Annotated in this window: 22 protein-coding genes and 1 other RNA gene; 20 read left to right on the top strand and 3 right to left on the bottom strand. The window is 57.4% G+C overall.

Going from position 1 to position 16,922, the window contains the following annotated elements:
* Nucleotides 1–30: 30 nt before the first annotated feature.
* Nucleotides 31–2,013 carry a transketolase gene (tkt, locus tag HRR99_RS11965; protein ID WP_233121875.1) on the bottom strand — a complete coding sequence of 661 codons (1,983 nt, stop codon included), beginning with the start codon at nucleotides 2,011–2,013 and terminating at the stop codon, nucleotides 31–33.
* A gap of 324 nt (nucleotides 2,014–2,337) precedes the next feature.
* Here tkt and HRR99_RS11960 point away from each other — a divergent pair, with 324 nt between their 5' ends.
* From HRR99_RS11960 to HRR99_RS11930, 7 genes are all read left to right on the top strand, one after another.
* Nucleotides 2,338–2,610 carry a DUF4164 domain-containing protein gene (locus HRR99_RS11960; RefSeq protein WP_111837603.1) on the top strand — a complete coding sequence of 91 codons (273 nt, stop codon included), beginning with the start codon at nucleotides 2,338–2,340 and terminating at the stop codon, nucleotides 2,608–2,610.
* 12 nt (nucleotides 2,611–2,622) lie between these two features.
* The gene (locus HRR99_RS11955; protein WP_233121873.1) at nucleotides 2,623–3,000 is read left to right on the top strand and encodes a cell division protein ZapA; all 378 of its coding nucleotides are present in this window, start codon (nucleotides 2,623–2,625) and stop codon (nucleotides 2,998–3,000) included.
* A 160-nt stretch (nucleotides 3,001–3,160) separates the two neighbouring features.
* Nucleotides 3,161–3,319, top strand: a non-coding RNA gene (gene ssrS, locus HRR99_RS11950) — 6S RNA.
* A 258-nt stretch (nucleotides 3,320–3,577) separates the two neighbouring features.
* Nucleotides 3,578–4,840, top strand: coding sequence for a hemolysin family protein (locus HRR99_RS11945; RefSeq protein WP_162698122.1), 1,263 nt, complete (start codon nucleotides 3,578–3,580; stop codon nucleotides 4,838–4,840).
* Nucleotides 4,840–5,433 (top strand): 5-formyltetrahydrofolate cyclo-ligase, encoded by a 594-nt coding sequence (locus HRR99_RS11940; protein ID WP_233121871.1) that lies wholly within the window; start codon nucleotides 4,840–4,842, stop codon nucleotides 5,431–5,433. Before HRR99_RS11945 ends, HRR99_RS11940 begins: the two co-directional genes overlap by 1 nt.
* Nucleotides 5,430–6,254, top strand: a complete 825-nt coding sequence (locus HRR99_RS11935) for a TIGR00282 family metallophosphoesterase (RefSeq protein WP_233121870.1) — start codon at nucleotides 5,430–5,432, stop codon at nucleotides 6,252–6,254. The genes HRR99_RS11940 and HRR99_RS11935 overlap by 4 nt, the downstream gene beginning before the upstream one ends.
* A gap of 164 nt (nucleotides 6,255–6,418) precedes the next feature.
* Nucleotides 6,419–7,273, top strand: a complete 855-nt coding sequence (locus tag HRR99_RS11930) for an MBL fold metallo-hydrolase (RefSeq protein ID WP_233121868.1) — start codon at nucleotides 6,419–6,421, stop codon at nucleotides 7,271–7,273.
* 23 nt (nucleotides 7,274–7,296) lie between these two features.
* On the opposite strand, the gene HRR99_RS11925 is transcribed toward HRR99_RS11930, so the two are convergent.
* Nucleotides 7,297–7,800, bottom strand: coding sequence for a pyridoxamine 5'-phosphate oxidase family protein (locus tag HRR99_RS11925; RefSeq protein ID WP_112498575.1), 504 nt, complete (start codon nucleotides 7,798–7,800; stop codon nucleotides 7,297–7,299).
* Between the two features lie 198 nt (nucleotides 7,801–7,998).
* Between HRR99_RS11925 and HRR99_RS11920 the strand changes: the two genes are divergently transcribed.
* A complete protein-coding gene (locus HRR99_RS11920; RefSeq protein ID WP_233121866.1) occupies nucleotides 7,999–8,745 on the top strand; it encodes a YebC/PmpR family DNA-binding transcriptional regulator in 747 nt (248 codons plus the stop codon).
* A 121-nt stretch (nucleotides 8,746–8,866) separates the two neighbouring features.
* Nucleotides 8,867–9,442: an adenylate kinase family protein gene (locus tag HRR99_RS11915; RefSeq protein ID WP_233121865.1), complete on the top strand. Its 576-nt coding sequence runs from the start codon at nucleotides 8,867–8,869 to the stop codon at nucleotides 9,440–9,442.
* A gap of 28 nt (nucleotides 9,443–9,470) precedes the next feature.
* Here HRR99_RS11915 and HRR99_RS11910 read toward each other — a convergent pair whose 3' ends face one another.
* Nucleotides 9,471–10,472: an LLM class flavin-dependent oxidoreductase gene (locus tag HRR99_RS11910; protein ID WP_233121863.1), complete on the bottom strand. Its 1,002-nt coding sequence runs from the start codon at nucleotides 10,470–10,472 to the stop codon at nucleotides 9,471–9,473.
* Nucleotides 10,473–10,688: 216 nt separating this feature from the next.
* Here HRR99_RS11910 and ruvC point away from each other — a divergent pair, with 216 nt between their 5' ends.
* Genes ruvC through ybgC form a run of 11 tightly spaced genes read left to right on the top strand, consistent with a single transcriptional unit; the run spans nucleotide 10,689 to nucleotide 16,902 of the window.
* Nucleotides 10,689–11,201, top strand: coding sequence for a crossover junction endodeoxyribonuclease RuvC (gene ruvC, locus HRR99_RS11905; protein WP_112498571.1), 513 nt, complete (start codon nucleotides 10,689–10,691; stop codon nucleotides 11,199–11,201).
* Between the two features lie 27 nt (nucleotides 11,202–11,228).
* A complete protein-coding gene (gene ruvA / locus HRR99_RS11900; protein WP_233121862.1) occupies nucleotides 11,229–11,846 on the top strand; it encodes a Holliday junction branch migration protein RuvA in 618 nt (205 codons plus the stop codon).
* A 54-nt stretch (nucleotides 11,847–11,900) separates the two neighbouring features.
* A complete protein-coding gene (locus HRR99_RS11895; RefSeq protein WP_233121861.1) occupies nucleotides 11,901–12,179 on the top strand; it encodes an AbrB/MazE/SpoVT family DNA-binding domain-containing protein in 279 nt (92 codons plus the stop codon).
* On the top strand, nucleotides 12,176–12,583 hold the full coding sequence (locus tag HRR99_RS11890) for a PIN domain-containing protein (RefSeq protein ID WP_111837617.1): 408 nt from the start codon (nucleotides 12,176–12,178) through the stop codon (nucleotides 12,581–12,583). The genes HRR99_RS11895 and HRR99_RS11890 overlap by 4 nt, the downstream gene beginning before the upstream one ends.
* Entirely contained in the window at nucleotides 12,580–13,620 is a 1,041-nt protein-coding gene (gene ruvB, locus HRR99_RS11885; RefSeq protein ID WP_045228474.1) for a Holliday junction branch migration DNA helicase RuvB, read from the top strand. Before HRR99_RS11890 ends, ruvB begins: the two co-directional genes overlap by 4 nt.
* A 2-nt stretch (nucleotides 13,621–13,622) precedes the next feature.
* Nucleotides 13,623–14,516 (top strand): metallophosphoesterase, encoded by an 894-nt coding sequence (locus HRR99_RS11880; protein ID WP_422387265.1) that lies wholly within the window; start codon nucleotides 13,623–13,625, stop codon nucleotides 14,514–14,516.
* Nucleotides 14,517–14,567: 51 nt separating this feature from the next.
* A complete protein-coding gene (locus HRR99_RS11875; protein WP_233121859.1) occupies nucleotides 14,568–14,786 on the top strand; it encodes an HVA1 family protein in 219 nt (72 codons plus the stop codon).
* A gap of 57 nt (nucleotides 14,787–14,843) precedes the next feature.
* Nucleotides 14,844–15,425, top strand: coding sequence for a DinB family protein (locus tag HRR99_RS11870; protein WP_233121858.1), 582 nt, complete (start codon nucleotides 14,844–14,846; stop codon nucleotides 15,423–15,425).
* Nucleotides 15,418–15,930, top strand: coding sequence for an NUDIX hydrolase (locus tag HRR99_RS11865; protein ID WP_233121856.1), 513 nt, complete (start codon nucleotides 15,418–15,420; stop codon nucleotides 15,928–15,930). The genes HRR99_RS11870 and HRR99_RS11865 overlap by 8 nt, the downstream gene beginning before the upstream one ends.
* Nucleotides 15,927–16,469, top strand: coding sequence for an NUDIX hydrolase (locus HRR99_RS11860; protein WP_233121855.1), 543 nt, complete (start codon nucleotides 15,927–15,929; stop codon nucleotides 16,467–16,469). Before HRR99_RS11865 ends, HRR99_RS11860 begins: the two co-directional genes overlap by 4 nt.
* Nucleotides 16,462–16,902: a tol-pal system-associated acyl-CoA thioesterase gene (gene ybgC / locus HRR99_RS11855; RefSeq protein ID WP_233121853.1), complete on the top strand. Its 441-nt coding sequence runs from the start codon at nucleotides 16,462–16,464 to the stop codon at nucleotides 16,900–16,902. Before HRR99_RS11860 ends, ybgC begins: the two co-directional genes overlap by 8 nt.
* Nucleotides 16,903–16,922: the final 20 nt, after the last annotated feature.

Genomic DNA, 16,922 nt, shown 5'->3' with positions numbered 1-16,922 from the left:
TTTGTATGGGTGGTCGAGGGCGCGAAGCCCTCAGCCGAGCTTCGCTTCTGCCGCAGCAACGACGGCTTCTGCCGTGATGCCGAAATGCTTGTAGAGATCCTTGGCAGGGGCGGATGCGCCGAAGGAGTGCATGCCGACAAACGCGCCGTCATTGCCGATGAAGTAATCCCAGCCCTGACGAATGGCGGCTTCGACACCAACCTTGACCGGCGAGTTGCCGATGATCGCCTTGCGATAGGTCTCCGGCTGCTCCTTGAAGAGTTCGAAGCAGGGAACAGAAACGACGCGGGTGGAGATGCCCTTGACCTTGAGGTCGGCGGCAGCCTTCAGCGCAATCTCGACTTCCGAACCGGATGCAAAGATCGAGACCTTGGCGTCGCTTGCCGAAACCAGTTCGTATGCGCCGTAGGAGACGAGGTTCTTTTCCTCGTATTCCTTGCGGGCCGGAGCCAGGTTCTGACGGGTGAGAGCCAGTGCCGACGGGCGGTTCTTCTGGTGCAGCGCGAACTGCCAGGCTTCAGCCGTTTCGGTTTCATCCGCAGGGCGGAAGACGAGAAGGTTCGGAATGGCGCGAAGTGCGGCAATCTGCTCGACCGGCTGGTGGGTCGGGCCGTCTTCGCCAACGCCGATCGAGTCGTGCGTCAACACGTGAACGACGCGGATGCCCATGAGGGCTGCCAGGCGGATGGAAGGACGGCAATAATCCGAGAAGATCAGGAAGCCGCCAGCGTAAGGAATAAGACCGCCATGCAGCGCAATACCGTTCATGGCTGCTGCCATGCCGTGTTCGCGGATGCCGTAATGCAGGTAACGGCCCGAGAAATCGGTCGGCGTGATCGACTTCATCTGGCTCGTCTTGGTGTTGTTGGATGGCGTCAGGTCGGCAGAGCCGCCGATCGTTTCGGCCAGAATGCCATTGATGACTTCGAGCGTGTCTTCAGATGCCTTGCGGGTGGCAACCGTTGGGTTATCGGCGGCAACCTTCTTCTTGAAGGCGTCGATGGAGCTGTCGAAATTACCAGTCAGGTCACCGGCAAAGCGGCGCTTGAACTCGGCCTTCTTGTCGGCGTCGGTCGCTTCCAGGCGAGCTTCCCACTCCTGGCGCGTCTTGGTGGAGCGCAGGCCAGCCAGACGCCAGGCGTCAAGCACGTCTTCCGGGATGACGAAAGGTTCGGCTTCCCAGTTCAGGCTCTTGCGGGCAGCGGCGATTTCTTCGGCACCTAGCGGGTTGCCGTGCACCTTGTGCGTGCCCTGCTTGTTTGGCGCGCCAAAACCGATGACGGTTTTGCAGGCGATGAAGGTTGGGCGGTCGGAGGCGTGGGCGGCTTCGATGGCGTTGGCAATCGCTTCCGGGTCGTGACCGTCGATCTCAATTGTGTTCCAGTGAACGGCCTTGAAGCGGGCGATCTGGTCTGTCGAGTCCGACAGTCCGACTTCACCGTCGATGGTGATGTTGTTGTTATCCCAGAACAACACGAGCTTGTTGAGCTTCAGGTGGCCAGCCAGCGCAATCGCTTCATGGCTTATGCCTTCCATCAGGCAACCATCGCCGCACAGCGCGTAGGTGAAGTGGCTCTGAAGATCGGAACCGAATTCTTCTTCTAGCTTGCGCTCGGCAATGGCCATGCCGACGGCATTGGCGATGCCCTGACCCAGCGGACCGGTCGTGGTTTCGATGCCGGTGGCGTGATGATATTCGGGGTGACCGGCTGTTTTGGAACCAAGCTGACGGAAACGCTTGATCTCGTCGATCGTCATGTCCTCGTACCCTGTGAGGTAAAGGAGTGAGTAAAGCAGCATGGAGCCGTGGCCGGCCGACAGCACGAAGCGGTCGCGGTCTGGCCACTGCCATGCCTTCGGATCGAATTTCAGGTAACGCGTGAAGAGAACCGTGGCCACGTCCGCAGCGCCCATTGGCAGGCCTGGGTGGCCGGAATTGGCCTTCTCCACAGCATCCATGGCAAGAAAGCGGATTGCATTGGCCATCCGGTCGTGTTTATCGCGAGAAATCATGGCTTTTCCGTCTGTTCCGGGTGAAAGGAGATAGCCATTGTGACTATCCAAAAAGCGGGTTGATCCATAGCAGGTAGGGCGGGCGAGTCAATAAAACCAACGCCGCTTGCAGTTCGATCTGCAACAAAAATCGTTTCGTATTTTGGCAATATTCAGGCCGTCGCCAACTTTCTGCCCTTGGCGTGCTGCATTCATCCACAGCGCAAAGTGCTTGAATGTATTGGTTTGATTGACGTGGCCGTTAATCAGGTCATATCGTGCACGGGCCATGATTGACACCAAGCAATAACGATTCGGCTTGCTGCTTGCGGTTTGGAAGAAACGATGACGGCGGATAAAACCATACAGATCGCGTTGTCGGAGCTAGGCTCCGCCATCAACAGCCTTGAGAACGCCATCGATATGCGCATCGAGCGTCAGCGCGAGAATGGCGAAGTCGAGAGCGAGGTGAAGCGTGTGCATGTGGACCGCGCACGGCTGGCGCAGGAGCTCGACCAGTCGCAGTTTCGAGCCAATCGCCTCGAAGAAGTCAACCGCGAGGTTTCCCGCCGCCTGGTGACTGCGATGGAAACGATCCGCGCCGTGCTGGACCGATAAGGAGTTTTATCCATGGCTCAAGTCACCGTGATGATCGACGGCAAGGCCTATCGCATGGCCTGCGAGGCAGGGCAGGAGGCCCATCTGACCGATCTGGCCAGCCAGTTCGACCAGTATGTCGGTCATCTCAAAAGCCAGTTCGGTGAAATTGGCGATCTCCGGCTGACCGTCATGGCGGGCATCATGATCACGGATGAAATGTCGGAGCTATCGCGCAAGATCGAAGCGCTGGAAAGCCAGCTCGCATCCTTGCAGAAAAATCATGACGGCATGGCCCAGAGCAAGGCGAAGAATGATGAGCTGGTGGTGAACGCCATCTCCGATCTTTCCTCGCGTCTTAACGGGATCACGGAGAAACTGGTGGCACGACCGAAGCCAGTCGTGAATTGATACGTCTTTAGTTTTTTTGACGTTCTGGCACAGGGTTCGGGTTTGTTTCGATTGGGCAATCACACCCAAACTGCACGGATTGTTTGTCCCACACGCTCCACCGCAACATTCTCGCCGTTAACCCCCTTCCGCTGCTCCCAGAACCGTCCTATATAGAAGGTGCGTTCTGCGCTTCTCGACAGGAAACTCAATCCCTGGGGCCATACTCGATCCAAAGGGAGCTGTCCCTGGCCAGGCCCGTGGGCTTGGACATATGGCGCCCACCTACGTTTGTAGGCACCCAGGATCGTAAACCTCCATCGGTCGCCGCGGATCGCACCTTTCACTTTTGCCTCGACGCGGTTGTCAGTTGTTCTCCACGGACCAAGGCCGCCGCCACGCGCTCCGGCAGCGCTTTTTTGCATGGCCAACTGGCTGTGCCGCTTGTTTTTTAATCCGCTGGTCATTGCATTGGTGGAACAATTCCCTATTATCCGTGTTGGTATGTGCGCTCCCGCTCTCAACTTTAGCGATTGTGGTTGCAGCCGCGACATGCCGTTCAACAGCCCAAAAAGAGCTAAACTTGTTTACTGAAATTATGATCGTGGTTCTGCTCACCGTACTCAACGGTGTGCTTGCCATGTCCGAACTTGCCGTTGTCTCCTCCAGACCGGCGAGGCTAAAAGTGCTTGCCGCGCAAGGCAGCAGAGGCGCCGGCATGGCGCTCACCCTTGGAGAAAACCCCGGACGCTTTCTTTCCACCGTGCAGATCGGCATTACGCTGGTCGGTGTTCTCTCTGGTGCTTTCTCCGGCGCCACGCTTGGTGCCCGTTTTACCGGATGGCTTCTTGAACAGGGCGTGCCGGACCGCGCAGCTGACGCCATCGGCGTCGGTGTCGTGGTTGTCGCCATTACCTATCTTTCGCTGATCGTTGGCGAACTTGTGCCCAAGCAGATTGCTCTGCGCGACCCTGAAAAGGTGGCCGTGCGGGTATCTCCTGCCATGGTGATGCTGTCCAAGATCGGTGCGCCCGTCGTCTGGCTGCTGGATCGTTCCGGCAAGCTGGTCCTGGCGCTGCTGGGCCACAGCGGTGAGTCCAATGCGTCCGTGACCGACGATGAAATTCGCACGGTTCTGGCCGAAGCGCATAGCGCCGGTGTTATCGAAACCGAAGAATCCGCCATGATCACCAGCGTCATGCGCCTTGCCGACCGCAATGCGCGCGGCCTGATGACGCCACGCCGCGACGTGGAAGTGGTGGATATCGAGGACACGGCAGAAGAAATTCGTGAGCAGTTGCGCGCAACGCAGCGCTCGCGCCTGCCGGTTCGTAATGGTGCTTCCGATGAGATTCTCGGTGTTCTCTTTGCAAAGGATGCGTTCGATGCGCTGGCCTCCGGCCGCGAGCTGAATATTCGCGAATTGCTGCGTGAAGTTCCAGTTGTCTCCGACCTGACGAGTGCCGTCGATGTCATTCAGTCCCTGCGCCGCTCCACGGTGCACATGGTTCTGGTTTATGACGAATACGGCCACTTCGAGGGCATCATCAGCTCCGGCGACGTGCTTGAGGCCATTACCGGCGCGTTTCAGGAAGACGATGGCGAAGAGCCCGCCATGGTGGAGCGCGAAGACGGCAGCTTCCTCGTGGCCGGATGGATGCCAGCCGACGAATTTGCCGACCGCATGGGTTTCCAGATTTCCGACGATGCCGAATTCGAAACCGTGGCCGGTCTGGTGCTGGACGAGTTTCGCCGCTTGCCGGAACTGGGTGAGCACATCACGCGCAACGGCTGGCGCTTCGAAGTCATCGATCTCGATGGTCACCGCATCGACAAGGTGCTGGTCAGCCGGGCTGCATAATGACGGCGGGTCTGCCTGACAAAGCACGGATCAGAATGGAGCGTCTCGCCTTGCGGGACGCTTTTTCCGTTGAAGAGCGCCGTGCAAAAAGTCTCGTTATCGCCGCACATGGTGCGATGGCGCTGGATGTGACGGATGGTCCGATTATCTCTGGTTTTATGCCCATCCGCTCCGAGCCGGACCTGCGCCTCCTGATGGAGACGTTGCGCTGGAAGGGTGCCAGGATTTGCCTGCCCGTGGTTCTTGGACCGGAGACGATTGTCTTCCGGGAATTTGCCGAGGAAGGCGAACTGGTCAAAACTGGCTTCGGCACCACAGGCCCGGATGGAAATGCGGTGGTGCTGGACCCGGAGATTTTGCTGGTGCCGCTATCGGCTTTCGACGCGGCAGGCCACAGGATTGGCTATGGAGCCGGGCATTACGACCGGGCAATTGCCAAACTTCACGCAAAAGGACTTGATACAACCCTTATCGGCATTGCATTCGACTGCCAGGAAGTGCCATCAGTGCCCGCGCAGCCGCACGATGTGGCGCTGGATGCCGTTCTGACCGAGAGCGGCATGCGTTACTTCAAGGGCAGGACGGCTGGATGAGACTTCTTTTTCTCGGAGACATGGTTGGCAAGTCGGGCCGCACGGCGGTGTGGGAGCGTCTTCCGGGGCTGATCTCCGATCTCAAGCTGGATTTCGTCATCGTCAACGGCGAGAACGCCGCTGGCGGTTTCGGCATCACCGAGGAAATTTATCTCGAGACGATCAACGCCGGTGCCGACGTCGTGACGACCGGCAATCACGTCTGGGACCAGAAAGAGGCGGTGTCCTTTTGCGAACGGCACGACCAGTTTCTGCGGCCTGCCAATTACCCCAAGGGCACGCCAGGTAAGGGCTCCGGTCTGTTTTATGGCCGCAACGGCGCGCGTATTCTTGTCGCCAACATCATGGGGCGTGTCTTCATGCATCCAGAGCTAGATGATCCCTTCAGCTCCGCGGAAAGCATTCTGGGTGCCTGCCCGCTGGGTGAACAGGCGGATGCCATCGTGTTCGATTTCCACGCCGAGGCGACCAGCGAAAAGCAGTGCTTCGGCCATTTCGTGGATGGTCGCGCAAGCTTCGTCGTCGGCACCCACACGCATGTGCCGACGGCAGACGCTCAAATCCTGAACGGCGGCACGGCCTACATGTCGGATGCAGGCATGTGCGGCGATTATGACTCTTCGCTCGGCATGGAAAAGGAAGAGCCGATCAACCGGTTCATTTCCAAAATGCCGAAGGGCCGTTTCGAAGCGGCCAGCGGTCCCGCGACCATCTGTGGCGTTGGTGTGGAGATTTCCGACCGCACGGGGCTGGCGGAGAAGATCGCGCCGCTGCGGATGGGGCCGCGTTTGTCGGAGACGGTTCCGGCTTTTTGGGCTTGATGCTTGGTATTATATGACGGTGAGGGGTGTAAACGCCACAGGCTAACCTCACCTATCCCCCACCTCCAATGACGACATTGTGAGCGGCATCCCGCTCTTGCTTCTGGACGATCTTCCAACCTTGCCGCATCCTTTCCTCACTCATCTCGTTTCCGGGAGTGGTGTTGATGCTTCGCATGCTCATTCTTGCAGTGTCAGGGCTTTTGATTGCTGGCGCCGCATCGGCTCAGCAGCAGCCGAGCCGTCCCTCCGTGAGCCGCCCTCCGATCAGCCAGTGCCAGGCGATTGCTCAAAGTCTGCCGGACGTTACCTTTGCAAGCGTCAAGTCTGCGGATGTCCGGCTGGCTCAAGCCACGGCGAAGGAAGAGGTGGCGATACAATATATCGGCCACTCGACATTTCTGATTACCTCGCCGGAAGGCGTGACAATTGCCACTGATTATAACGGCGTCTACCGCCCGCCCGTCACACCAATTGTGGTGACGATGAACAATGCGCATTCGACGCATTACACGATGCACCCGGACCCCGGTATCAAACACGTTCTGCATGGTTGGAGCGATGTTCCGGGCGAGAAGGCGGTGCATAAATTGCAGGTGAGAGATGTCTATATCCGCAATGTGACCTCAGACATTCGCAACCGCTGGGGCGGCGGTGGGCTGTTGCAGAAGGATGGAAACTCAATCTTCATTTTCGAGGTCGCAGGTCTGTGCATCGGTCATCTCGGCCATCTGCATTATGAGCTGACGGAAACGCAATATGCCGAAATCGGGCGTCTGGATGTGCTGATGGTGCCAGTGGATGGAGGGCTGACCATGGGCTCCGACAGTATGAGCCGGATCGTCAAACGCCTTCGCTCGGCGCTTATCCTGCCCATGCATCAACCCAATGCGCTGGAGCAGTTTCTGGTGACATTCGGCAAGCAGTTTACGATCGCCTATGCCTCCGACCCGGTGATCCGGGTCTCGATGAGAAGCCTTCCCCGCCAGCCGCAAATTCTCGTGCCGCAAGGCATGTAAGAAACGGATGACGGGGAGGTTGTTCAGGCGAACGTCAGGTGCTGGCGAACGCCGACGTCAGGGGTTTTATCGTCAGACAGATTTGCCTTGGCGATTTCCCAGCCGAATTTCAGCGTGCTGTCGGTGGAGGCCCAGATATCCGCGTCATCGACATGAAGCGCAAGCATCGTCAGCTGCGGGTCGCTCTTGCCGTGCTCATACCAAGCCGCCGTGACCGAGTTCCAGTATTCGTCCAGCTTGGCGCGGTCTTCGCGCACTTCCAGCTTGCCCGAAAGGCAGGCATGGTAATCATGGTCCTTGCCGATGACGCAGAAATGCGCCCTTGCGCCCGATTTCAGCGATTGCACCAACTCTGCGTCTTTCTTGGTGAAGAACCAGATGGTGTTGGTCTTGGGGTCGGCGTGTGGAGCCATCGGCTGCATGTGGTTGTGCAGTCCTTCGAGACCCAGCATTCCGGCGTGAACGGAATTGATCTCATCCCAAAGCTGGCGGGCGGGGGCTTCGCGTGCTTCACTCAGACTGACCATGAAATAGTCTCCTAACGTTTTTTCTTTTGACAGTACGACAACCGGGCAACCGCCCGCCGACGCTCTCCTATCCACAACGAAGAGCATAGATTTCAGTTCCTTCATGTATCGCGAGAAGAGTGGCTTACGGGCTTGAACCGCAGGGCTAACGCACTTATAAGGCCCCCAATCCAAACAAACGATCCGATCAGGGGTGCCATGGCTGGCCATTCACAGTTCAAGAACATCATGCATCGCAAGGGAAAACAGGATTCGATCCGTTCGAAGATGTTTTCCAAGCTCGCACGTGAAATCACCGTTGCGGCCAAATCCGGTCTGCCGGATGTAAGCATGAACGCGGCGTTGCGTCTGGCAGTGCAAAACGCCAAGGCGCAATCGATGCCGAAGGACAACATCGACCGCGCCATCAAGAAGGCGTCCGGTGCCGATGCTGAAAACTACGATTATGTGCGTTACGAGGGCTACGGTCCGGGCGGCACGGCGGTTATCGTCGAGGCGCTGACCGACAACCGTAACCGCACGGCGTCCAACGTGCGCTCGATCTTCACCAAGGCTGGCGGCGCGCTGGGCGAAACGGGTTCTGTTTCCTTCTCCTTCGACCGGGTTGGCGAAATCACCTACAAACCCGCCGTTGGCGATGCCGACAAAGTCATGGAAGCCGCCATCGAGGCCGGTGCCGACGATGTTGAAAGCAGCGAAGACGGCCACACCATCATCTGCGGTTTCGAAGCGATGAACGAAGTGTCCAAGGCGCTGGAAGGCGTACTGGGCGAAGCCGACAGCGTAAAATCGATCTGGAAGCCGCAAAACACGGTGCCGGTCGACGAAGAAAGAGCGCAGTCATTGATGAAGCTCATCGACAATCTCGAAGACGACGACGACGTGCAGAGCGTTTACTCAAACTTCGAAGTCTCCGAAGAAATCATGGCCAAGCTTTCGGCTTGATAACCACCACTATTCGTCGTCATCATGGACCCTGGGCCTCACCGCCCAGGGTTTTCTTTTGGGAAACAGGTATAGGGCGAGCAGGCCGTCGTGATTGATGGCGACATAGGAACCGCTGATCGTGAATGTGACACTTATCGGTTTACCTGGTGCAGGAAAGACGGCGCAAGCCGCTATTTTGGCGCAAAGCAACGGAGCTGCTTTTATCAGTAATCGAAACTTGGTTTGTGATGCCATGTGTTCTCATACGGCGATCGCGCAGCAGGCGCAGGAAGCAATTTCCTCGGGACGGCTTATTCCCGATCATGTCCTTGTCGGATTGCTCGAACAACAACTTGCGAATGAGGCAATCGGCAGAGACTATATTCTGAGCGGTCTGCCCAGAAGCGTTCCGCAGGCGCAGGCCTTGGATGATATGTTTTCTCGTATTGAGAGGCCGCTCGATTTAGCCATATTTTTCGACATGAGCTTTGACGTGATGGTCAGCCGCCTGAGTGTAGCCGCAACCCACATTCAATCCGACATCGGATCGCGGCTTTCGACGCTGAAGATCAACTACGATAATTTCTTGTCTGCGACAGCACCACTTTTCAGCTTTTACAACACGCTTGGGAAAGCGTGTTGCATCGACGCTGATCTTTCTGCGGCACAGGTAAGTGTACAGATCGCGGCAGCACTGGCTGCTGCCTCGCCGTGAACAACGTGGCTGGTTCTACTTAAGCGTCTTAAGCAGCCTGCCTCAGACCGCTACGCACCTCTGCAAAGACCTCAACAGAGCGCAAACGCTTTTCTATGCTGTGCACAGGCATCGAGACGATCAGTTCGTCCGCTTCCGTTTCAGACAGGAATTCCGCCAGTTTCCGCTCCACCGTCGCGTGAGAACCAACGACTGCGTAGCGCAGTGTGTGATCGACGGTGATGCGCTCCATGTCACTCCAGTAATCGTCCATGTTCTCCACCGGAGTTGGGAACTGGGTACGGACGTTTTTGCGCAGGTTGACGAATTGCTGCTGGGCGGAGGTAAAGAGGTGCTGCGCCTCTGCATCCGTATCAGCACCCACGCCCATGACGCCGACCATGACATAAGGTTTCTGCAAAGTGGCGGACGGCTGGAAGCGTTCGCGGTAGATTGCAATGGCGTCCATCAGCATATCTGGTGCAAAATGCGACGCGAAGGAGTAGGGCAGGCCGAGAGCCGCGGCGAGATGGGCGCTGTAGGTGCTGGAGCCCAAAAGCCAGATCGGCACATTTGTGTTCATGCCTGGCACTGACAGAATCGACTGGTCCGGCTGCGGTGCGCCGAGATATTGCTGTAGCTCGATAATGTCGTGCGGGAAGTTTTCCGCACCCGCGTCGAGGTTCCGGCGCAGCGCGCGGGCGGTGCGCATATCTGTTCCCGGTGCGCGGCCAAGGCCGAGATCGACACGTCCGGGCAACAGTGCGGCCAGCGTGCCGAACTGTTCGGCAATGACCAGTGGCGAGTGGTTTGGCAGCATGACGCCGCCGGAACCGACGCGAATACGCGAGGTCGCTGCCCCGACATGGGCAATCACGAGTGCGGTGGCAGCGCTGGCGATGCCCGGCATGCCGTGATGTTCGGCAAGCCAGATACGCTCATAGCCATGTTCTTCAGCTTTGATTGCCATGCGGCGCGAATTCTCAAGCGCCTTGCTCACGTTTTCACCTTCACCAATGGGCGACAGATCGAGAATGGAAAAAGGGATCATCGGACGCTCCTTTGGAATTTCAGCTTGCACCCGATGTAAGTTGCAGTGCGGAATTTGCCAGAGCGGTCGCGCCGAATTGATCTATGCATCAAAAAAACTGGTCCAAGGTTGCGCCGTTTTGGAGTGCTGGGTCCGGAAGCCGTGCACACATCACAGATGTTGTCGTTTTGTTCACTTATCGCTGGCAGGTTTCACCTCTGAACGGTAGGGTGCCATATGCAAAATGCGATTCGAATTATTGGGATAGATCCGGGGCTGCGGCGAATGGGTTGGGGTGTCATCGAAACACTCGGCAACAGCTTGCGTTTCGTGGCCTCCGGCACGGTGACGTCTGACGGCGATATGGATCTGGCCTCACGGCTTTGCCAGTTGCATGATGGCCTGGCGGACGTCGTCCATTCGCATCAGCCGCATGAGGCTGCGGTGGAGCAGACATTCGTCAACAAGGATGCGGTGGCAACGCTGAAGCTTGGTCAGGCACGTGGCATCGCCATGCTGGTTCCGGCACGCGCAGGTCTGCCGGTGGCCGAATATGCACCGAATGCTGTTAAGAAAGCCGTCATAGGCGTTGGCCACGGCGACAAGCAGCAAATCCATATGATGTTGAAAATTCTGATGCCCAAGGCGGAATTCAAGGGCAATGATGCGGCGGACGCTCTCGCCATCGCCATCTGCCATGCCCATAATCGCGTGGGCGAGCGCATGCGGCGCGTGCTGGCCGCCAGCTAATCTTTTACTCACCGAACGGGCATCGACATGATCGGAAAACTCAAAGGCACCATTGATGAAATTGGCGACGATTACGTTCTCGTCGATGTGCATGGCGTCTGCTACGTGGCCCATTGTTCGGCCCGCACCCTGTCACGGCTGGGATCGGCGGGTGAGGCGATTGTTCTCTTCATCGAAACCTATGTGCGGGAAGACCAGCTAAAGCTGTTCGGCTTCATGAGCGCACTGGAACGCGAATGGTTCAACCTGTTGCAAAGCGTGCAGGGCGTGGGTTCCAAGGTGGCGTTGGCGGTGCTTTCGACGCTGTCTCCCTCCGAGCTTGCCAATGCCATCGCGCTGCAGGACAAGGTGGTCATTTCGCGTGCCCCCGGCGTTGGTCCAAAGGTGGCGGTGCGCATTGTCACTGAACTGCGCAACAAGGCCCCAGCCTTTGCGGGCGAAGCATCCGCCTCCATCGGCCTCAAGCAGGAACTCGGCGAAGGGGTCGCCGCCGTTCCGGTGGCCGATGCCGTCTCGGCACTCACCAATCTCGGTTATTCCCGCGACCAAGCCGCCAATGCGGTTGCTGCGGCGCTGAAGAACGGCGGAGAGGGTGGCGATAGCGCCAAGCTGATCCGGCTAGGGTTGAAGGAGCTTTCGCGGTAAGCCTTCCTGTGTTATTTTCCTTACAATTTCCAAAAAGTAAGAAAGTTTGCGATCATGGGATTTCAGACCACCATCACATCCAAAGGACAGATGACTGTTCCGAAGAGCGTTCGCGAACAGCTTGACATCAGACCAGGTGACAAATGCTACGTCTGGGTCCGTAACCGTGAGATGGTCGTCGTGCCGCGCAACCAGTCATTCAACGATCTGGCGGGTTTGTTGGGCGCCCCACCCAACGGCAGGAAGCTGACAATTGGCGACATGAATCCTGCGATCGGATATTCGGTGTCTGAAGCTTATGAGGAATCAATTCGCAACGAGGATGATGAATGAGCGGTCGATTTGGTATCGATACGAATATTCTTCTGCGTGTTGCCGTCAATGATGATCCCGCTCAAAGGGATCGCGTGGTAAACTTTATCGACGAGCTCGGGGAGAACGATACGCTGGTCGTTGGTGTGGTCGTGATGATGGAAACGGCTTGGGTTTTGGAGCGGTTTTATGGCTACTCCAAAGACGCCGTTCTTGATTTTATTCAGGCTATCCTCGAACGTCGTGAAATCGAGGTGCCGGATTATGAAGTGGTCGGCAACGCGATTGATATTTGCCGCAATTCCGGCGCGGATTTTTCCGATGCCGTCATTTCGGAAATGAACAGAATGGCTGGCTGCACCGTGACCTATACATTCGACCAGAAAGCGGCGCGTAAAATACCCGGAATGGAAATGCTGACATGAGCGACGCGGCACGGCTGATTTCTTCGGAAAAGCGCGGCGAGGATATCGATACGACGCTGCGCCCGCAGACGCTGGATGATTTTACCGGTCAGGCGGAGGCGCGCGCCAACCTCAAGATTTTCATCGAGGCAGCAAAGAACCGCGGCGAAGCGCTGGACCATGTGCTGTTCGTAGGCCCGCCCGGCCTTGGTAAGACGACGCTGGCGCAGATTATGGCCAAGGAACTCGGTGTCAACTTCAAGTCGACATCCGGGCCAGTGATTGCCAAGGCGGGCGATCTGGCTGCGTTGCTGACCAATCTCGAAGAGCGCGATGTTCTGTTCATCGATGAAATCCACCGTTTGAGCCCGGCTGTGGAGGAAATCCTCTATCCGGCGATGGAGGATTTCCAGCTCGATTTGATCATCGGTGAGGGGCCGGCGGCTCGGTCTGTAAAGATCGATCTGTCGAAATTTACGCTGGTCGCCGCTACCACCCGTCTCGGGCTTTTGACAAACCCGTTGCGGGATCGCTTCGGCATTCCCGTTCGCTTGTCTTTCTATACCGTCGAGGAACTTGAACTGATCGTGCGGCGTGGCGCGCGGATCATGGGATTGCCGATGACGGAGGAGGGCGCGCGCGAAATCGCACGCCGTTCACGCGGAACGCCGCGTATCGCCGGGCGGCTGTTGCGCCGGGTGCGTGACTTTGCCGAGGTGGCGCGGGCGGAATCAGTGACACGCCAGATTGCCGATGAGGCGCTAACGCGGCTGCTGGTGGACAATATGGGCCTCGACCAGTTGGACATGCGTTATCTGACGATGATTGCGGTGAATTTTGGCGGCGGGCCCGTCGGTATCGAGACCATCGCCGCTGGTTTGTCGGAACCGCGCGATGCCATCGAGGATATCATCGAGCCCTATATGATCCAGCAGGGCTTTATCCAGCGCACCCCGCGTGGCCGTATTCTCACCGCAACGGCGTGGAAACATCTGGGCATGCAGCCGCCAAAAGACATCGAAGCGGCACAGTTTCGCATGACGCTCGAGGACGACTGATCGTGATCACCCGCCGCGCATTGCTCAAGACCGCTGCGACGATGGCGGCGGGGCTGGTCTCTCTTGGCGCCTATGCGGGCGGCATCGAGCCTTTGGCGCGGCTTTCGACTACGCGGTACCGCATCAATCCGCCCGGCTGGCCGAAGGGGCAAAGCTTGCGCATCGTGGCGCTGGCGGATTTTCACGCCTGCGAGCCCTGGATGCCCGCCGATCGCATTGCCCGACTGTGCGATTACGCTAATACACTCGGTGGGGATGTGATGCTGCTGCTGGGCGATTATATGTCAGGCATGAAGCTGGTAACGGGCGTCGTTCCGCCGGAAGATTGGGCGAAGGCGCTTTCGGGGCTGAAAGCACCGCAGGGCGTGCATGCCGTTTGTGGTAATCACGATTGGTGGCAGGACCCGGAAGCACAGCGGTTGAGATTGCGGGAAACCATCGCGCACCAGGCGCTGCGGTCAGTCGGCATTCAGGTTCACTCCAACCACGCCGTTCGCTGTGGCACCAACGCTCAGACCTTCTGGATTGCGGGCTTGGAGGACCAATGGGCCTATCTGACGGGCCGGCGCACGACCGGCCTCGATGACCTGCCGGGCACGCTTGCACAGATTACCGATGATGCACCTGTCATTCTCATGGCGCATGAGCCGGATATTTTCGTGAAGGTTCCGCAACGCGTTTCATTGACGCTGTCGGGTCACACCCACGGCGGTCAGGTCAATCTGTTCGGGTGGCGCCCCGCCGTTCCCTCGCGGTTCGGCGCACGCTATGCGTATGGTCATGTCGTCGAGAATGACCGGCATCTCGTCGTATCCGGCGGGCTCGGCTGTTCCATCGCACCCGTGCGCTTTATGTCTCCGCCGGAAATCGTCGTGATTGAGTTGGGGCAAGCCTAGGAACCAACCGGCCATCCCCACCATTTCCAAGCCTTTGGTGCGGAGTATGACATGACGAAATTTCGCAAAGGTACAAAGGTCCAGTGGAAATGGGGATCGGGCAAGGGCAAAGGGAAGGTTGCCGAGAGTTTCACTGAAGATGTCGAGCGCAAGATTGAGGGCTCCGTCATCAAGCGCAAGGCAAGCGAGGAAGAGCCCGCCTACCTTATTGCGCAGGAAGACGGCGGCAAGGTGCTGAAAAGCCATTCAGAACTGGAAAAAGCCAGTTGATCTTTTAAAGACTGGCTACTCTTTCCGTTCTGCCAACAGACGTGAGTGAGGAACCACATGAGCTACGATCCGTGCCGCGTGTTCAGAAAACTGGCGCGCAATAATCGGCTGGCAAATCTGAGACTTCACACCGCTTGCGGTCAGCTTTCGCAGGATGAATTCGTCGCTCCCCGCACCAGTTTCTTTCCGACGATCCGCGCGACGTTGAATCACATCTATCTTGTCGATCTGTTTTATTTGGATGCATTGAAGGGCGGGACGTTGGGGTATGCCGCGTTTGCCCAGGACGAGCCTTTCGGCGACATGCCTGCTTTGCAGGATGCGCAGGCGCAGTTGGACGAGGACCTCATCGCTTTTGTGGATATGTTGAAGCCGGATAATCTGGCTGCGTCCGTGCGGGTGCATCGGGCAGAGCGAATACAGCAGGACCGCTGCGACGATATTCTCACGCATCTCTTTCAACATCAGACGCATCATCGCGGGCAGGTCCATGCGATGTTGTCCGGCACCTTCGTCAAACCACCACAACTGGACGAATTTATCGTCGGCGACGATGCGGGGGTTCGCAAAGTGGAGTTGGACGCGCTAGGCTGGTCTGAACGTGACCTCTTGTTCCCGGAAGACAAAACATATGACTGAAGACACTCGCATCCGCATGAAATTCAAACCCAAGCGTATCTTCCAGATGCGTGTGGCAGGCATAGCCTTCCGGGATGGCCATGTGCTGGTGCACCGGGCAACGCATGAAAAATTCTGGAGTTTCCCCGGCGGTCGTGCCGAAATGGGCGAGCAGTCGCAGGACACGTTGGCGCGGGAAATGGTGGAAGAACTTGGCGTCGAGGCTAAAGTCGGGCGGTTGCTTTGGGTGGTGGAGAACTTCTTCCATTACGAGGGCAAAGACTGGCACGAGCTCGGTTTTTACTACTTGATGGAATTGCCCGAGACGTTTCCTTTCCACGAAGAAAACATCGTCCACCGCATGCAGGATGGCAAGCATCCGCTGGAGTTCCGCTGGGCTAGAGCGACCACGGAAACCTTGACGCAGCTTGATATTCCACCGTATTTCATCGCCGGTGAGATCGAAAACCTTCCTGCGTCCACACGCCATATTGTGTGGGATGACGGTAATCTGGACGATAAATGACCGCCGCATGCTCTCCCCGACATATGATCAGGCTCGACAACAAGCCGCAGCTTTTCAGCTTTCGCGTCGCTGGATTGATCTTTCATAATGGATATCTCTTGGTGAACAGGAGTGTCACCGACCGCTACTGGGCGCTGCCTGGTGGTCGCGCCGAGATCGGGGAAAGTTCGGAAGAAACGATCCTGAGGGAAATTGAGGAAGAACTGCATGTTAAGGCGCGGATCGAGCGTCTCTTGTGGTCGGCGGAGAACTTCTTTTCTTATGGCGAATACGATGCGCATGAACTGGCCTTCTATTACCTGATCCATCTCGAACAGGCTTTTCCGTTTCATGAAACCGATATTGTCCACCGAGTCGTGGATGGTGTTGAAGTCGAATTCCGATGGTTGCCTGCGACCGCCTCTGCGTTGAAAGAACACGATTTGAGACCGGCTTTTATTGCCGAGCGCATCAGTGCGCTGCCGCGGCAGAGTGAACATCTCATTGTGCGAGAGGGGAAAGCTCCAATTCATTTGCACTCAGGACCTTCGCATGAATGACGTAACCGTATCCCTCTCCGGCGAACTCATCGAACACGGCCACCGGTTGACTCAGCGAGTCTACTATGAAGACACCGATTTCTCCGGCCTCGTTTACCACGCCCGCTATCTGCATTTCCTTGAACGTGGTCGCACCGATTATCTGCGGTGCCTTGGCTGCGAGCAGAGTGCGCTGCTGACAGCGGATGAGGAGGGACTCGTTTTTGTCGTTCACCGCATGGAAATCGACTTCAAGTCACCGGCACGGATGGACGATGTGTTGACCATCACTTCGCTGACAGAGAAAGCCGGTGGTGCCAAGATGGTGCTCAATCAGGAGATACGGCGGGGCGATACGCTGTTGATTGTCGCGAAAGTGATTATTGCTGTGATCAACGCCAAGGGAAGACCACGCCGTCTGCCTGATACCATTGCCGAAAAATTCATGAAGTAAGAAAGCTCTATCGCGCACTT

The sequence above is a fragment of the Agrobacterium vaccinii genome (assembly GCF_021310995.1).
GTDB classification, from domain to species: domain Bacteria; phylum Pseudomonadota; class Alphaproteobacteria; order Rhizobiales; family Rhizobiaceae; genus Agrobacterium; species Agrobacterium vaccinii.
The sequence above is the reverse complement of the archived record's forward strand: the minus strand, read 5'-3'. Positions and strand labels throughout refer to the sequence as shown.

Bases quoted from the DNA above. Each gene is read 5' to 3' on its own strand.
- tkt (WP_233121875.1), bottom strand. From the start codon at position 2,013: ATGATTTCTCGCGATAAACACGACCGGATGGCCAATGCAATCCGCTTT.
- HRR99_RS11960 (WP_111837603.1), top strand. From the start codon at position 2,338: ATGACGGCGGATAAAACCATACAGATCGCGTTGTCGGAGCTAGGCTCC.
- HRR99_RS11955 (WP_233121873.1), top strand. From the start codon at position 2,623: ATGGCTCAAGTCACCGTGATGATCGACGGCAAGGCCTATCGCATGGCC.
- HRR99_RS11945 (WP_162698122.1), top strand. From the start codon at position 3,578: ATGATCGTGGTTCTGCTCACCGTACTCAACGGTGTGCTTGCCATGTCC.
- HRR99_RS11940 (WP_233121871.1), top strand. From the start codon at position 4,840: ATGACGGCGGGTCTGCCTGACAAAGCACGGATCAGAATGGAGCGTCTC.
- HRR99_RS11935 (WP_233121870.1), top strand. From the start codon at position 5,430: ATGAGACTTCTTTTTCTCGGAGACATGGTTGGCAAGTCGGGCCGCACG.
- HRR99_RS11925 (WP_112498575.1), bottom strand. From the start codon at position 7,800: ATGGTCAGTCTGAGTGAAGCACGCGAAGCCCCCGCCCGCCAGCTTTGG.
- HRR99_RS11920 (WP_233121866.1), top strand. From the start codon at position 7,999: ATGGCTGGCCATTCACAGTTCAAGAACATCATGCATCGCAAGGGAAAA.
- HRR99_RS11910 (WP_233121863.1), bottom strand. From the start codon at position 10,472: ATGATCCCTTTTTCCATTCTCGATCTGTCGCCCATTGGTGAAGGTGAA.
- ruvC (WP_112498571.1), top strand. From the start codon at position 10,689: ATGCAAAATGCGATTCGAATTATTGGGATAGATCCGGGGCTGCGGCGA.
- ruvA (WP_233121862.1), top strand. From the start codon at position 11,229: ATGATCGGAAAACTCAAAGGCACCATTGATGAAATTGGCGACGATTAC.
- HRR99_RS11895 (WP_233121861.1), top strand. From the start codon at position 11,901: ATGGGATTTCAGACCACCATCACATCCAAAGGACAGATGACTGTTCCG.
- HRR99_RS11890 (WP_111837617.1), top strand. From the start codon at position 12,176: ATGAGCGGTCGATTTGGTATCGATACGAATATTCTTCTGCGTGTTGCC.
- ruvB (WP_045228474.1), top strand. From the start codon at position 12,580: ATGAGCGACGCGGCACGGCTGATTTCTTCGGAAAAGCGCGGCGAGGAT.
- HRR99_RS11875 (WP_233121859.1), top strand. From the start codon at position 14,568: ATGACGAAATTTCGCAAAGGTACAAAGGTCCAGTGGAAATGGGGATCG.
- HRR99_RS11870 (WP_233121858.1), top strand. From the start codon at position 14,844: ATGAGCTACGATCCGTGCCGCGTGTTCAGAAAACTGGCGCGCAATAAT.
- HRR99_RS11865 (WP_233121856.1), top strand. From the start codon at position 15,418: ATGACTGAAGACACTCGCATCCGCATGAAATTCAAACCCAAGCGTATC.
- HRR99_RS11860 (WP_233121855.1), top strand. From the start codon at position 15,927: ATGACCGCCGCATGCTCTCCCCGACATATGATCAGGCTCGACAACAAG.
- ybgC (WP_233121853.1), top strand. From the start codon at position 16,462: ATGAATGACGTAACCGTATCCCTCTCCGGCGAACTCATCGAACACGGC.